Source organism: Blautia argi (genome assembly GCF_003287895.1).
Taxonomy (GTDB): Bacteria; Bacillota; Clostridia; order Lachnospirales; family Lachnospiraceae; genus Blautia; species Blautia argi.
In genome coordinates, this window is record NZ_CP030280.1 from 103418 (window position 1) to 119377 (window position 15960).

Consider the following 15960-nt stretch of genomic DNA (forward strand, 5'->3'; position numbering starts at 1 on the left):
ACGCCGCCGTGAGAATCGGGGGCAGGAACGACACCGGGGAGAACCGGCAAAATGGACACCAAAACGATACCAAAAACCAACAATCGGGCAAGGTATAGCCTACCCTGCCCGTAATACCACGGGGGATTTTCGGGCGGCTCTATGGCTTGAATTTCCCTGAAAATCGCCCCGAAATGCAACACAAAAATCTGCTATCCGTCCACCGGCGGCTGTTACCGCCAGCATGGGCGGATTTTTCATTAAGGAGGCACTATGCCGAGAATGTCAAAGAAGTTGAAGAAAGAGCTTGCTTTCTTCTTAAACGAGCGTGGACGCAGGAGCTACAACGAGCTTTGCCGGAAATGCCAGCATGATTGCAAGCAGAGCTTCCGGGCGGTCATTGTGGCTTGCCCCCGCTATCTTTCCAAACGCTCAAAACAGAAAAAGGAGGACACCAACTGAATGGAATATGAATTTATGACGATTGACACACCCCTGCCGCCCAGTATGCCTCTGCCGAGAGCCATGCTGCGGCTCCCGATCAGCAGCACCGCAAAAATCATGTACGCCCGTATGCTGGACGATGTTCTGGCAAATGGCATAGAGGACATGAACGGGATTTTATTTATCTGTTTCCCGATTGTGGAATTGTCGGCGGCGCTCTCCCGCAGCACCATGACCGTGAAGTGAGATTGCGGGCCAGGTTGGACAGACACCGCAAGGCTGGAATAGTAGTATCTTCAATATGATTGAAGGACTGTCGAATTCGGTCATCATGCCGATTGCAAGTATTATCATAACCTTTGTATTGTGTTATGAACTGATCTCCATGCTGACAGAGCGAAATAATATGCATGATATTGATACATGGATGTTCTTTAAATATTTTGTAAAAATGTGGATCGCCGTATATCTGGTAAGCAATACGTTTACCATCACAATGGCGGTTTTTTGATGTAGGACAAAGTGTCGTAAACTCAGCGGCAGGGCTGGTTTCCGGAGATACATCCATTGATATCAGCTCTGCGATTACAGATTTATCGGCTACATTGGAAAGCATGGAGATCGGGGAACTTGTGATATTGGCATTGGAAACTTTGATCGTAAGTTTCTGTATGAAGATTATGTCTGTACTGATCACGGTTATTTTGTATGTCCGTATGATAGAAATTTACCTTTATACCTCAGTTGCACCGATTCCGTTCGCAACGATGAGCAACAGAGAGTGGGGACAGATCGGAACAAATTATTTCAGAGGACTTTTTGCCTTGGCGTTCCAGGCGTTTCTGATGATGGTGTGTGTTGCTATTTATGCAGTATTAGTGGCAGGTATCCAGTTTTCAGATAATCTGAGTTCTTCATTATTTGGTGTAATGGCATATACAGTGATCTTATGTTTTAGTCTGTTCAAGACAGGATCACTTAGCAAATCTATATTTAATGCACATTAAAAAGAAAGGAAGTGAAACACATGGCGTATGTGAGTGTGCCGAAAGATTTAACGAAAGTAAAGAATAAAGTGGCATACAGAGGGAATCTCTTTTCCGGTGACAGTAGGAGAAGAGGAATACTTTGTATTGGGAGATCACCGTACCAATGCAAAGGACAGCAGAATTTATGGTACGGTAAAAAAAGAAGAAATCAAAGGATTAGTAATTACTCTGTTGAGACGCAGAGGATTTTAAAAAAGAAACGAGGTATAAGAATATGATCAATAAAAAGAAAATTGGAGCATTGATATTAGCAGGAACAATGTTACTGAGCATGGGAACAACTGCATTTGCAGCAGGGGAATCTACCACACCGAATGTAAATCAGAATGGTCAGGTGCCGATTACAAAAAAGTTTGAAATGGCAGATGGACTAACGACACCGGCTGCAACTTTTAAATTCACAGCAACATCACAGACACCAGGTGCACTTCCGGCAACGATTGCTGATGTTTCATTTACAGAGGGACAGACTGGAACATTAAAAGGTGAAAAATATGTCCTTGAAGGAACTACAGCTATTTCTTTTCAAGGTACTTGGCCACACGCTGGAGAATATGTTTATACAGTAACAGAGAAACAAGAAAGTATGCCAAACGTAACGTATGATGCTTCTAGCTATACACTTCGTGTATATGTGATTAACGGAACAAATGGATTAGAAGTGGAAAAAATTACAGCACAAGGAGCAACTGGGAAAACAGATAAAATTTTATTTACGAACACTTATGCAAAGAATAATGCCACTTTGACGATTGAGAAAAATACAACGGGAACATATGCAGACAAAACAAAAGAGTTTAATTTTGAAATTACCTTTACAAAGTCACCAATGTCCGATCAGACAAGTTTTACAGGAAATATTGGATCAGAATCTGTTGAATGTACAGCTGGAACTGCAAAACCATTTACTCTGGCAGATGGAGAACAATTAGTATTTAGTAATCTTCCGGTAGGAACAACTTATGTAGTAAAAGAGCTTGCTGCAACGGATGGATATACACCGAGCGTTACTGTTATAGAAAATATAACAACCACTGTAAACAATAGAACTGCAGCACAGGAAGGTGATGCATTGGATACTTTAAAAGAAGGTGAAAAAAAGAACTTAGTTGGAGAATATGAGAATAAAGTAACGTTTACCAATACACATCAGGGCGGTGTTGTACCTACAGGTATCCTTATGAATAATCTTCCGTTCATCTTATTGGTAGCTGTTGCAATCGTGGCATTTGTTTCTCTGGCAGTCATAAAAAGACGCAGAACATCCGGAAAATAGTGAAAAACGCAAAGAAAATAATTCGGATTGCAGATAAGACGGTAAACTGGCTGATTGTACTCTGCTTTATGCCGCTATTGCTTTATGGGCTTTACGGATTATGGGATTCCAAACAGATCAATCAGCAGGCAGACGCTTCTCTTTACGAAACCTATAAGCCAAACTCAAAGGATTTTATTTCCTTTGCGGAGCTTCAAAAGAAAAATCCGGAAGTGATCGGATGGATTACCGTGGATGGAACACAGATTGATTATCCGCTGGTACAGGGAGAAGATAATTCCAAATATGTAAACACAGATCCATTGGGAGCATTTTCCCTTTCCGGGAGTATCTTTTTAGATTGCAATAATCAAAAAGATTTTTCGGATATGAACAGTATTATTTATGGACATCATATGGAAAAAGATGCGATGTTTGGGGAAGTGGAATATTATCAGGAACCGTCTTATTTTAAAAAGCATGCTCATGGGAAATTGTATTATGGAGGAAAGTGGCATGAGGTTGAATTTTTTGCTTTCCTTCATGCCGATGCCTATGACAGCGTTCTGTATAATACGCAGCTGCAGAAAGAAACAGATACTTTGTTGTATTTGGATTATGTGCGGCAGAATGCAAGTTATTTTGAAGAACTTTCCTTCCAGAAAAGTGAAAGATTTGTAACTTTATCAACCTGTACTTCCGACAGCACCAATGGCAGGCATCTTCTGGTTGGAAGAATTCAGGAAGAAATCCAAAAGGAACAGGGAGACCTACAATATGAGAAAAAATAAACAGATACTTGTTTTCGCTCTATTGTTCAGTTTTCTGTGTTTTCCTGTAAAACAGGCTTTTGCGGCGGCTGGCATGACAGAAGTTCCATTGACAGTAAAGCAAAGTTTTGTGGTGGAAAATCCTGTTAAGGAAATGGATTTTACAGGAAATTATGAATTTCGTGCTTTAGATCAAGAAGCACCAATGCCGGAAAATACGAAAAATGGGATCTACTCTTTTTCGTTAAACGGAGAGCAGGTAGAAACGACATTTTCATTACAATATTTGCACGCAGGTGTTTTACCACTATCAGTTGGATCAGACAACTGCAGAGAAGAAAGGATATCAATACGATAAAAGCTGTTATGACATTACGGTTTATGTGAAAAACGGGGAAAATGGGGAATTGATTCCTCAGGTAGTGGCAGAAAAGGGAGATGGAAAAAAGTGTGGAGATCTGGAATTTCTTAATTCCTATCAGGGAAAGAAGCCAGGAGCTTCCGCCCCGTCTGATCCGTCCAAACCTAATAAACTGGTAAAAACGGGTGATACAACACATATCATGGCGTATGTTGGGATTGCAGCAGGATCACTATTTTTGATCTTAGCGCTTGTGTATTTTAGAAAACATAAACAGAAAAAATAATAAAGTTTGATGAAAAAAAGGGATGTTCTGCCCGAATAGAAGATCAGAATATCCCTTTTTGTATATAAGGCTGACAGAAAAATGTTATAAAAAAGAGAAAAATTTTGTTGTAATGGTATTAGAGAATTGCTACAATACAAAAAATAGAATTGAAGTTGTTCGGATAAAAAGGGGCTGAAAATGATGTATGGTATTATTTTTGTTGTATTATTATTTGTGATATTTAATTCACCTAAATATATTAGAAAGAAACTTACAGAGCAAATTGCGGATGAAAGCAATAAAGCCAAAGATAATTTACAGACTTCACAATTAAATTTTTTATCAAAGATAGAATGGCTTAGGTTCTATCCATTGAAGAAAATTTTACTGGGAGCAATTTGGCTTGTTTGCCTATTTTATGCTGTAAGAGGAGTCTTTATGACTATTCATGATCCTCGTGGTATATTTATATTCCTCACAGCTTTATTTTGGTTCATCACTATTTTTACAGCACGCAAGATGTGGCGATATATTAGATTACCTTATCACTGTGCGCCTGTATTAAACCATATCAAAACAAAAGAAGAACTAAAGAAATCTCTGCAAGGAGAATGTTTTGAAAAAGTAATGTTTCAGAGTAGTTTATTACAAAAATATTTTCATGTTCTTATTAGCGAAAATTGGATAGTGATGGATGGACGCCTTTTTTCAAGAAATGAAATTAAAAAAATCTATTATTTACATAAAGGTTCTATTCGAAATTATGAACAAGTTAAGTTTATATATTCTAATGGTGAAGAATACCAATTCCCTGGTAGCAACGAATGGCGTGAAGATGAACTTCGCCAAACAGAAGTATCAAATTTGCTACATAAAATATGCCCAGTAGTTATTGAAAATGCAGAAGATATAAATACTGCATCACAGAAAAAAGAGAAATCTGTTGTCTACTGGAATATGAATTATAAAGGCAAATTTAGAAGAACATTATGGTTTATTCCGCTAGTTGTTATTCTGTGCTTCTTGACACCTCTGTTTATGGGGAAATTTTGGTTCATATACGATATACTTCTTATCGGAATTTTGATATGGCAGCTTAGATATACATATAGGAAAATGAAAATTGAAGAAACAACAGTAAATGTGACAAAGGAAAACAGTAATAAAAAATATACCATTGCCATGAAAAATGTTCATATGTACAATTATCTTCTGGCAATAAGAGATGAAACGCATATCTACAAAGCGATCATTGAAGCGGTACCGGATGAAAAAGAAAGCATGATGATTTGGCTGGATGATTTTAACTTTCCACAAGAAGAGATTGAGGGCATAAAAGAAGAAATAGAACTGTACTTTAAGGCCAGAAATATCAATTGCATATTTAAAACTGGCAAAAGAGTATAGGGTTGAAAAATAGTTATAAACTTTGATTGGGGAAAAAGAACTGCCTCTAAATTTGTTTGAAATCATTGATATGTATGACAAATTTCCGGTTGACAGAGTCAGCAAATTATTAAATGAAAAGTGTTAAGTGGAAGAAACACTAATGGAACAAAAATGCTGCACAGTGGATTGCCTGAGTAACAGTATGTTGGTTTTATAAGATAATATATAGAATAGAAAAAAGTCACTTCGCATCTGATTTTTCAGGCGGAGTGATTTTTTTCTTGAATTAGTACCCAAATAAAAAACTACCCTTGTATTATGTAGTGTAAAAAGAAAAAGAACCAGGGAGGCGGTTTTATGAGAGGAAAAAGTGAAGGAGAACAGACGCTGTCCGTATCCAGAAAAGAAGTAAAATATTTGCTTTCACTTCCAGACAGATTATATTTATTGGATGCCTTGGATCGGCTTTTAACGCCGGATGCGTATGGCGGTTACAATGGTTATACAGTAAGAAGTGTATATTTTGACAGCATGACCAATGAAGATTATGAAGATAAAAAAATCATGCGGATGAGAAGAAAAGAATCCGTGTCAGAGTATATCACCCAGATGATAAAGTGGCAAAATTTGAATTAAAGCGGAAAAGTTTTGGGAGAGAACTAAAAGAAAGTATTGTGATTTCGCGCGAAGATGCAATACAGGTATTACATAGAAATTATGAGGTTTTGTTGAAGTACCATAACCCCATATCCCAATATGCGTATGACTTGATGACAACGCGGTTATACCGGCCGGTTTCTCTTATAGAGTATGACAGAAGAGCATATACGCATGAGAATTTCAATACCCGCGTTACAATGGATAATAACTTACGGTTTTGTGAATTTAACTATGATCTGTTTGCCAGGCATTTAAACTTTAAATCTGCGATGCCAAAGGAACAGACAATCCTGGAAATTAAATATGACAGGTTCCTTTTTAAACAGATTCAAGATGTGCTTTCCAAATGTGATTTGAGCAAAAAACCTCCGAGCAAATTTGGAACTTCACGTCAGATTTTAAAAGAATATTATACATAGGAAAGGATGAGGAAAATGAGTAATTGGATGAAAACTTTTATGGGAGAGCAGGTTGCCGCGCCTTATATTACAACCATGCAGAATTTATTAGGAAGTATTTTGTTTACCCTTGTAGTTGCAAGTTTTATGCTGGTGATTTACAGAGTGTGCCACGATACTTTAACGTATAATAAAAAGTTCAACATTACATTGATGATGCTGTCAGTGATTTCAACTGTTTTGCTGGCTCTGATTCAGAATAATCCCCTGTTATCTTTAGGGGTGCTGGGTTCCCTGTCTATTTGCAGAATCCGAACGAATACCAAAGATCCCAGGGACTTAGGATTTGTTTTCTGGGCATTGGCAATAGGTATTGCGTCTGCAGTAGGAGCGTTTACCGCTGGGATTGCCAGTTCGCTGATTATGGGAGTTGTACTGGTCGTATTCCATAAACTGGATAAAGGATGTGAACATCAGATGATGGTTGTCAGAGGAGAAAAAAAGCAACTGGAACTGGTACAGAATGTGTTGCATCAGGCAGGTGTTACCGTACAGAGTAAAAATGTTTTTACGGATACATTTGAACTGGTATATGAATTACAGCTTGAAAAGAACGAAGAGGAGAAGTTAGTCAGCCGGATCAGTAACATAGAAGGAATCCGTGGTGTGAATGTATTAGCGCCAAAGACAAAAGTGGCATGATATGGAGGAACAATATGAAACGGATAAAACTTTTTTTAATAATTAGCTGTTTAATATGTGGAATCTGTTTCAGCGGTTGTGGGAAAAAGGAAAAGGAAGAACCTGCCGTAACAGGAAAAACTGCTGAGTTGATGTTTATAACCATAGGAAAAGGAGATGCGTTTTTATTAAAAACTCCAGAAGATACTTATTACATGTGTGATACGGGGAAGAAAGAAGATTATCAGCAGATTAAAAAAGTATTAGAGAAAAAACAGGTAACAGAGTTAAAAGGTATTTTTTTATCTCATGGACACAAGGATCATGCCGGAAATGTGAAAAATCTAATAAAAGACTACCCAATAGAAAAAATATATCTTTCCAAAAGGGATGATGCTTCATATGAAAAAGTAGATATGCAGGAATTAGCGGACTCTTATCAGGTTCCATTGGAATATCTGGAAGGTGGAGAAGTATTGGATTTGGAAGGCGTGACAGTTAATGTCTGGATACCGGAAAGATGTGATTACAGAAATGCCAATAATAATTCCATTGTTTTTCGTTTCCAATATGGAAAGAACTCTTTCCTTTTGACAGGTGACATGGAATACGGAGAAGAAGCTGCTTATTTACAAAGTGGGGAAGTTCAGAAAACAGATATTTTAAAACTGGGACATCATGGAGAAAATGATGCGACATCGGTTACATTTTTAGAAAAAATCAGACCAACATACGGGCTCATTACGGGAAATGAAGAAGAAAATCCAGATTCGGTGAATCCGGAGATAGAAGCCCGATTGGATGCCTTTGATGTGGGAAAGTTTCTATTCAGAGGGAGACCAACTTGCGTGGGATTTTATTTTGAATGGGGAACAGATTCAGATTGAACAGTTAAAGGAGTAAGGGAAGGAGCAGGAATATGAATCAGCAGTTAGAAGAAACTATAAATTCTTTTATGAATGCAATACAAATAGAACCAAGTGGAATGATGATATGGATAAGTCTGGCGGTAGCTTTACTGTTTGCGGCAATTTTGTGGGGAACCTATCGTTTATCCAATACGAAACAGTCCTATCAGCCGAAATTTGCGGCAACTTTAGTGGCATTAGCAATTATTTCTACCATCCTGATGGATTTGATACAAACGAACATTGCGCTTTCTCTGGGAATGATTGGTTCGTTATCGATTGTAAGATTTCGTACAAATATTCGTGATCCACGTGATATCGGATTTATTTTCTGGTCTATGGCAATTGGCATTGCTTCTGCAACACAAAGCTATTTGATCGGATGCATTGGAAGTGTGGTTTTAGCTGTTGTAATGTTTATGACAAAAAATACCGGAACGGAAAACCAGCATTTGTTACTGGTTGTAAGAGGAAGTAATACAGACTTGGATCAAATCCAGAAGATTGTCGGTTATCATACAAACAGTAATCTGGTAAAGGCTAAAAATATTCTTGCCGATTCCTTTGAACTGGTATATGAAGTAGAGATTCCGGAAACAAACAGTAATAAAGTTATTGAAACTATTTTTGAACTGGGTGGAATTGACAGTGTGAATTTACTGGCGCAAAATGCGTGATAAATAGAGCCTCCCCATGATATAATAGAATTCGGAATGAGGATATAGAAAGAAGGGGTAGCTATGGTTCCAGGTGAAAAGATAGCATTAGAGAATCTGGATCAGCTTATAAACCAGCATATGGCTTTTTTAATCCGGACAGTAAGCAATTTTACGGGAAAATATGTTTCGATTGAAAATGATGACGAATTCAGCATAGCACTGATCGCCTTTACTGAAGCAGTGAAAAAATATGATGAGGATAGAGGAAACTTTCTGGGATTTGCAAAATTAGTGATAGAAAGCCGTCTGAAAACTTATTTAGGGAAAAAAAGAAAGGAATCGTCTGAGGTCTCTCTGGAAGCAATGCAGGAAGACGGGATAGATTTTACAGAAGAAAAGGAAGAAAACAGCAGCCTTCATGAAGAAATTATTCAGTATCGGGAAGAATTGCTGCTGTTTGGATTAACGCTGGAAGTTCTTGCAGATCGGGCGCCAAAACATAGTGATACAAGAAAAAGAGCAGTAACAGTAGCGGAAATGGCCAGTGAAGACAAAGAAACAGTAGAAGAAACGTATTTAAAAAAGAAACTTCCAATCCGTAAAGTTGCCAGGCTTTCCAGGGTTACAGAGAAAATTGTAAAGGGAAGTAAGGAATTTATTTTGTCCGTATTGATTATATTTGTGAAACAATTTCCAGGATTAGTCTATTGGATTAAGGGAGAGAGGTGTCATCACCATGTATCATAAAGTAATTGTAATGGAAATAAAAGAAACGTATGCGCTTGTTATGGCAGAAGATGGTCAGATTCTTCGTGTTGTATATAAAGACGGTATGAAGGTGGGAGATTGCATCTATATATTAGAAGAAGATATATTGAAAAAGGATTCTTTCAAGGAAGAAAACCATGCATCCATCATCCCGTTTGCAGAAAGGAAGAAGACCGGAAATCAACATAAAACACTTTGGAAGAAGATGGTTGCAGTAGCCGCCGCATTTGCGCTTTTTGTTACATCTTTTGCAGTATTATCAAAGCCGGAAAAGGCTTATGCGATGGTATCTGTGGATGGAGAAAAAGCGGTTGAAGTAGTTTTAAATCAAAAAAACAGAGTGAAAGAAGCCGACTCAAAGAATGATTCTCTTACAAGAGAAGAAAAGAAAAAGATAAAAGGAGAAAAGGTAGAAACAATTAAGAACTATTTTTCACAGGATCTTTCGGATAAAGAAACCATTATTGTGGGATATGCTTTTTTGGAGGACGAATCTGAAGAAGAACGTGCAGCATTGCAGAGACGTCTGGAAAAAACATTTGGTACGGAACATTTACTTTACCTTGCAGGGGATAAAGAAGATGTTGAAAATGCAAAGAAAGCAGGCAAAAGTTTGGGAATATATCTGGCAGGGCAGATATATTAACCGGAGAAGATTTCAACAAAGTGGTAAATGAAGTTACAGAAGAAGAGATTCTGGAATTGCTGGAAAAGAATCCGTCCTTTATAGAAAATCCTGTATTGAAAAAATCGATTCAAGAAAAATTATCGGATTATGAAGATGCAGATGATCCTGAAAAAGAAGAGGAAACAGATCATGATGAGAATGAAGATATTTTAGAACAGCAAAATGAGAAACAGGAGGAGCAGGGAGAAACTGATCAAACAGATGAAACAGATAAGTCTGGAGAATCCAAGGATGCGGATGAAACAGACACAGCAGATGAATCGGAAAATCAAGGGGAGGAGTATAAATCGGAAACATCAGATGAAGAAACAGAGCCTGGCGAGGAAGCAGATTCGTATGAAATGGAATCAGCAGATGATATGACAGAAAACGAAGTAGAAGAAATGAAAACTTCAGAAAGTACTGGTGAATTAGAGAAAGATTAATGAAGGAATTGAATAAAGTGATTTTGTAGGAATGCAAGGGCTGTGAGCTAAGAAATTAGTGAGCAGCTCTTTTTATTATGCTGTCATGTACATGCGATAAAGAATTTTATGGATTATTCTAACTAGAACGGTTTTCTATTTCTTATGGAATTTTAATCTGAATAGAAATATGCTTTCCCCTATTTAATATATTCTGCGGTATTCTTGATGTGTAAAAAGAAATGGGGTGAATGATGTGAGTATTATAAAAGCGATTAAAAAATGTGAATATGATTTTGAAGTTCGTGCAGAAAAAATTTTTATGGCATCATCCGATTCTTGGCTTTTTTTCCATCTTTGTAGGAATGCCTTTGATCGTGTTATGTGCTGTTTGTGCAATTACAATTATTTTTGCCTTACCAATGTCTTTGATTTTCGGGTGGGTCTAATCTTTATTGCATCTTAAACTGTGGCTGGAAAGATTTATGCCATATTAAGAAAAAAAGGACTATGATAATGCATGGAAAAGTTGTAAAGGAGGAACGAAATTATGTTGGATGTATTCATGATAGCAATTTTATTAGGATGTTTTGGCTTGGTGAAGTCGTTTGCAGATTTTTGCGACTGGCAAATCAAACCAAAAGAAAAATAGGAGGATGAAAGCAAAATGGATATGATTGTTTTAGGTGTTATGATTGCCGGGATTGGGATTTATTTGGTATATGCATTGATAAATCCAGAAAAATTGTAAGGATCTGGTGAGAATAACTAGGAGGAAAAGACATGTTACAGATTATTTTGACACTTGCGATTTTTGTGATACTGGTCATTCCGGTGGGAAAATATATGTACCATATTGCAACAAAACAAAAGACTTTTGCGGATAAAGTTTTTAATCCGATTGATCGCTGTATTTATAAGGTTTGTGGAATTAAGGGCGAAGATATGGGATGGAAGAAATACGCATTGACCTTGCTCTTGGTAAATGCAGTTATGGTATTTGTAGGATATGCAATTTTAAGACTGCAAAGTATCCTGTTTTTGAATCCAAATGGGATTTCAAATATGGAGCCAACACTTTCCTTTAATACGATTATCAGCTTTATGACTAATACAAACCTGCAGCATTACTCAGGAGAAAGCGGTCTTTCTTATGTGGCACAAATGTGTGTCATTATTTTTATGATGTTTACATCAGCTGCAACGGGTTATGCAGCATGTATGGCTTTTTGCCGAGGACTGGCTGGAAAGAAAATTGGAAATTTTTATGAGGATATGGTAAGGATCACGACTAGAATTTTAATTCCAGTATCTTTTATAGTCGGGTTATTATTGGTAAGCCAGGGAACACCACAGACGTTACAAGGAAACTTTACAATTGAAACCTTGGAAGGAAACTTCCAGGATATTGCAGTGGGACCGGTAGCAGCTCTGGAATCCATTAAACACCTGGGAACGAATGGCGGTGGATTCTTTGGAGCAAACTCAACCACGCCGTTTGAAAACCCTACGGTAATCAGCAATATTATAGAAATGATATCCATGATGATCTTGCCGGGTGCCTGTGTGGTTACTTTTGGACATATGCTTCATGATAAAAGAAAAGAGAAAAAAGCAGAGAAAGCTGCCATGAATGTACAGGTATTGCCGGGAACAGCCCAAAAGAAAGTAATCTTGGGACGTCAGGGGGCAGTTATCTTTGGTGCAATGGCAATCATTTTCCTGATTGGACTCACCATTTGCTATCAATCAGAAATGGCAGGTAATCCAGTGATTCAGGAGATGGGCATAGACCAGAGCCAGGGAAGTATGGAAGGAAAAGAAGTACGTTTTGGGGTTCCACAATCAGCTTTGTTTACGACGGTAACAACTTCTTTTACAACAGGTACGGTTAATAACATGCATGATACGTTGACTCCGCTAGGCGGATTAGTTCCATTATTACATATGATGCTTAACTGCGTTTTTGGTGGTAAAGGGGTTGGCCTTATGAATATGGTCATGTATGTCATTCTGGCAGTATTCATTTGTGGTCTGATGGTAGGACGAACACCGGAATACCTGAATAAAAAAATTGAAGGAAAAGAAATGAAGCTGGTTGCAATCTGTATTTTAATTCATCCACTTCTAATCCTTGGATTTTCTGCATTGGCAGTAGCGGTTCCGGCAGGGCTTGAGGGTATTACAAACCCTGGCTATCATGGACTTACTCAGGTATTGTATGAATTCGCATCTTCCGCAGCGAATAACGGTTCGGGATTTGAAGGCTTGGCTGATAATACAGCATTTTGGAATATTACTGCTGGTCTGGCAATGTTCTTTGGAAGATATATTGCGATTATTGCACAGCTTGCGATTGCTGGATCTATGTTGGCTAAGAAAAAAGTCAATGAAACTGTGGGTACGCTGCGTACCGATAATATAACTTTTATGATTATTCTTGTGTTTATTGTATATATTTTCGCTGCATTAACCTTCTTCCCAGCATTAGCATTGGGACCGATTGCAGAACATCTGTCAATCTGGATGTAAGGTACAGTGAAAGGAGAGAAAGAAATGGCTAAAAATAAGAAGACAAAATTTATTACCAAGGATATTTTAAAATCATCCATTATAGGATCTTTTCAAAAACTGGATCCTCGTTATATGATAAAAAATCCGGTCATGTTTGTCGTAGAAATTGGATGTTTCATCACACTGTTATTGACTTTTGTACCGACATTATTTGGAGGCAGTGAGCAGTATCGAATCTATAATGGAATCGTAACAATTATTTTATTTGTAACGGTTTTATTTGCGAACTTTGCAGAATCTGTTGCGGAAGGACGAGGAAAAGCTCAGGCTGCATCTCTGAAGAAAACAAAGCAGGATACGAAAGCAAGAAAGTTGTTGCCGGATGGAACGGAACAGATTATCAATGCTTCTGAATTGAAAAAAGGTGATCTGGTTCTGGTAAAAGCAGGAGAACTGATCCCGAATGATGGAGAAGTTATAGAAGGAATTGCTTCGGTAGATGAATCCGCTATTACTGGTGAATCTGCACCAGTAACCAGAGAGGCAGGCGGTGATTTTTCTTCTGTAACAGGTGGTACGACTGTCGTATCGGACTGGTTGAAAATTAAAATTGTAGCAGAACCAGGAAAATCATTTTTGGATAAAATGATCTCCATGGTTGAAGGAGCTTCCAGACAGAAAACTCCAAATGAGATTGCTCTGAATACATTGTTGATTGTACTGACTTTGATATTTTTGATTGTAGTTGTAACCTTATATCCGTTTGCATCGTACCTTGGTGTGAAGATTCCTATTTCATGGGCGATTGCACTGATGGTGTGTCTGATTCCGACAACTATCGGTGGTCTTTTGTCGGCGATTGGTATTGCAGGTATGGACCGTGTTACCAGATTTAATGTCATTGCTATGTCCGGTAAAGCGGTAGAAGCCTGTGGTGATGTTGATACCATGATTTTGGATAAGACAGGAACAATTACATATGGAAACCGTTTGGCAGCTGAGTTTTATCCAGTGAAAGGTGTCGAAAAAGAGGATTTGATTGATTATAGTGTGATGTGTTCCATTATGGATACAACACCAGAAGGAAAATCAACGGTAGATTTAGGTAAACAGATGGGATGCGTATTAGATGAACGAATTGCAGACCAAATGCAGTTTGTGGAATTTACAGCTCAGTCCAAGATGAGTGGTGTGAATCTGCAGGATGGAACGGTTGTAAGAAAAGGCGCTTTTGAAGCAATGAAAATTTTTGTAAAAGAGAAGGGGGGAAACATTCCGGAAGATTTACAGGAGATTGTTACAAATATTTCCAATTTAGGCGGAACACCGTTAGTTGTTTGTGTAAATGAAAAAATCTTGGGCGTGATTTATTTAAAAGATACTGTAAAGCCGGGATTATCAGAACGATTTGAACGACTTCGAGAAATTGGAATTAAAACAATCATGTGCACAGGCGATAATCCGCTGACAGCGGCTACCATAGCAAAAGAAGCTGGAGTAGATGGTTTTATTGCAGAGTGTAGACCGGAGGATAAGATCACAGCTATCAAAAAAGAACAGGCAGAAGGAAAATTAGTAGCCATGACAGGTGATGGTACCAACGATGCTCCAGCGCTGGCTCAGGCAGATGTAGGTCTTGCAATGAACTCTGGTACACAGGCAGCGAAAGAAGCAGCTAACATGGTAGATCTAGACTCTGATCCGACCAAGATTTTGGAAGTTGTTGAAATTGGAAAACAGCTTTTGATTACCAGAGGTTCGTTAACAACATTTAGTATTGCAAATGATATCGCAAAGTATTTTGCGATTATCCCAGCAATGTTTACGATGGTGCTGCCTCAGATGCAGATCTTAAATATTATGCATTTGGCAACCCCGGCGAGTGCGATTCTTTCAGCTTTGATTTTTAACGCAATCATTATCCCGGGATTAATTCCGGTTGCCATGAAAGGTGTAAAATATAAACCAATGAAAGCAGAAAAAATGCTATTGAGAAATATGGGGATTTTTGGTTTAGGTGGTATTATTGTTCCGTTTGTAGGAATTAAATTGATTGATTTACTTGTTGCTCCATTGTTGGCTCTTATAGGAATGTAGGAGGAATAGAAAGATGAAAAAATTTGGTAAAATGGCAGGAAAAGCATTGATATTTTGTGCTGTAATGATGTTACTTTGTTCCTTTGCTTACCCGCTGGCTCTTACAGGAGCCAGCCAGCTGGCAATGAAAGAAAAGGCAAATGGAAACCTGATTGATAAAGAGGGAAATCCTACGACGGACAGTAAAGAAGCGGTGGGTTCTGCTTTGGTAGGACAGGAATTTACAGAAGATTATTATTTCCAGGGAAGACCATCTGCAGTAGGATACAATAATTATACAGAGGAAGAATTGAAAAATGGTGAATACAGTGGCGTTTCTTCTGGCAGCTATAATTATGGGAACTCCAATCCGGAGCTGGAAAAGAGAATCCAAAAAGATTTGGATGAGTTTTTAGAGAAACACCCGGGAGTGAAAGCAGAAGATGTGCCGTCTGATCTGCTTACTGCTTCCGGTTCAGGATTAGATCCCCACATTTCACCGAAAGCAGCTGAAATCCAGATTCCGTATGTAGCAGAGAATTCAGGATTATCAGAAGAAGAAGTGACAGAGATTGTAGAAGAGAACACAGAACATAAGGTACTTGGAATTTTTGGCGAGGAACGAGTTAATGTGTTAAAATGTAATTTAGCAGTTGCCAATGCCATGGGAATATTAGAGTAGGATGTTT

Annotated in this window: 17 protein-coding genes and 3 pseudogenes; all 20 read left to right on the plus strand. The window is 38.1% G+C overall.

The window, feature by feature from the left end:
• Positions 1 to 252 precede the first annotated feature (252 nt).
• A complete protein-coding gene (locus DQQ01_RS00550; RefSeq protein ID WP_083283837.1) occupies positions 253 to 441 on the plus strand; it encodes a hypothetical protein in 189 nt (62 codons plus the stop codon).
• Positions 442 to 666 (plus strand): annotated as a pseudogene (locus DQQ01_RS00555) (DeoR family transcriptional regulator); the annotation flags it as partial.
• A gap of 4 nt (positions 667 to 670) precedes the next feature.
• Positions 671 to 1430 (plus strand): annotated as a pseudogene (locus tag DQQ01_RS00560) (VirB6/TrbL-like conjugal transfer protein, CD1112 family); the annotation flags it as partial.
• Positions 1431 to 1526: 96 nt separating this feature from the next.
• Positions 1527 to 1664, plus strand: coding sequence for a S26 family signal peptidase (locus DQQ01_RS15790; protein ID WP_162624200.1), 138 nt, complete (start codon positions 1527 to 1529; stop codon positions 1662 to 1664).
• A gap of 22 nt (positions 1665 to 1686) precedes the next feature.
• A complete protein-coding gene (locus DQQ01_RS00570; protein ID WP_111917761.1) occupies positions 1687 to 2748 on the plus strand; it encodes a DUF7601 domain-containing protein in 1062 nt (353 codons plus the stop codon).
• Complete coding sequence (gene srtB, locus DQQ01_RS00575; protein ID WP_176833800.1) at positions 2748 to 3518, plus strand: class B sortase; 771 nt, start codon at positions 2748 to 2750, stop codon at positions 3516 to 3518. Before DQQ01_RS00570 ends, srtB begins: the two co-directional genes overlap by 1 nt.
• Positions 3505 to 3855, plus strand: a complete 351-nt coding sequence (locus DQQ01_RS16135; protein ID WP_242980452.1) for a hypothetical protein — start codon at positions 3505 to 3507, stop codon at positions 3853 to 3855. The genes srtB and DQQ01_RS16135 overlap by 14 nt, the downstream gene beginning before the upstream one ends.
• Entirely contained in the window at positions 3812 to 4144 is a 333-nt protein-coding gene (locus DQQ01_RS16140) for a streptococcal pilin isopeptide linkage domain-containing protein (protein ID WP_242980453.1), read from the plus strand. Before DQQ01_RS16135 ends, DQQ01_RS16140 begins: the two co-directional genes overlap by 44 nt.
• Positions 4145 to 4324: 180 nt before the next feature.
• The gene (locus tag DQQ01_RS00585) at positions 4325 to 5533 is read left to right on the plus strand and encodes a hypothetical protein (RefSeq protein ID WP_111917763.1); all 1209 of its coding nucleotides are present in this window, start codon (positions 4325 to 4327) and stop codon (positions 5531 to 5533) included.
• 339 nt (positions 5534 to 5872) lie between these two features.
• Positions 5873 to 6594: pseudogene (locus tag DQQ01_RS17005) on the plus strand (polyphosphate polymerase domain-containing protein).
• A gap of 15 nt (positions 6595 to 6609) precedes the next feature.
• The gene (locus DQQ01_RS00600) at positions 6610 to 7275 is read left to right on the plus strand and encodes a DUF4956 domain-containing protein (protein ID WP_242980456.1); all 666 of its coding nucleotides are present in this window, start codon (positions 6610 to 6612) and stop codon (positions 7273 to 7275) included.
• Between the two features lie 14 nt (positions 7276 to 7289).
• Positions 7290 to 8141 carry a ComEC/Rec2 family competence protein gene (locus DQQ01_RS00605; protein ID WP_162624208.1) on the plus strand — a complete coding sequence of 284 codons (852 nt, stop codon included), beginning with the start codon at positions 7290 to 7292 and terminating at the stop codon, positions 8139 to 8141.
• A 32-nt stretch (positions 8142 to 8173) separates the two neighbouring features.
• Positions 8174 to 8839, plus strand: coding sequence for a DUF4956 domain-containing protein (locus DQQ01_RS00610; RefSeq protein ID WP_111917765.1), 666 nt, complete (start codon positions 8174 to 8176; stop codon positions 8837 to 8839).
• Between the two features lie 63 nt (positions 8840 to 8902).
• The gene (locus DQQ01_RS00615; protein ID WP_111917766.1) at positions 8903 to 9568 is read left to right on the plus strand and encodes a sigma factor; all 666 of its coding nucleotides are present in this window, start codon (positions 8903 to 8905) and stop codon (positions 9566 to 9568) included.
• Positions 9558 to 10235 (plus strand): anti-sigma factor domain-containing protein, encoded by a 678-nt coding sequence (locus DQQ01_RS16155; protein WP_242980457.1) that lies wholly within the window; start codon positions 9558 to 9560, stop codon positions 10233 to 10235. Before DQQ01_RS00615 ends, DQQ01_RS16155 begins: the two co-directional genes overlap by 11 nt.
• A 95-nt stretch (positions 10236 to 10330) precedes the next feature.
• Positions 10331 to 10702: a hypothetical protein gene (locus DQQ01_RS16160; protein ID WP_242980458.1), complete on the plus strand. Its 372-nt coding sequence runs from the start codon at positions 10331 to 10333 to the stop codon at positions 10700 to 10702.
• A gap of 670 nt (positions 10703 to 11372) precedes the next feature.
• Positions 11373 to 11432: a K(+)-transporting ATPase subunit F gene (gene kdpF / locus DQQ01_RS18320; RefSeq protein WP_408607853.1), complete on the plus strand. Its 60-nt coding sequence runs from the start codon at positions 11373 to 11375 to the stop codon at positions 11430 to 11432.
• A gap of 32 nt (positions 11433 to 11464) precedes the next feature.
• Positions 11465 to 13213, plus strand: a complete 1749-nt coding sequence (locus DQQ01_RS00640) for a potassium-transporting ATPase subunit KdpA (protein WP_111917767.1) — start codon at positions 11465 to 11467, stop codon at positions 13211 to 13213.
• A 24-nt stretch (positions 13214 to 13237) separates the two neighbouring features.
• A complete protein-coding gene (gene kdpB, locus DQQ01_RS00645) occupies positions 13238 to 15292 on the plus strand; it encodes a potassium-transporting ATPase subunit KdpB (RefSeq protein ID WP_111917768.1) in 2055 nt (684 codons plus the stop codon).
• 13 nt (positions 15293 to 15305) lie between these two features.
• Positions 15306 to 15953 (plus strand): potassium-transporting ATPase subunit KdpC, encoded by a 648-nt coding sequence (gene kdpC / locus DQQ01_RS00650; protein WP_059066825.1) that lies wholly within the window; start codon positions 15306 to 15308, stop codon positions 15951 to 15953.
• Positions 15954 to 15960 lie beyond the last annotated feature (7 nt).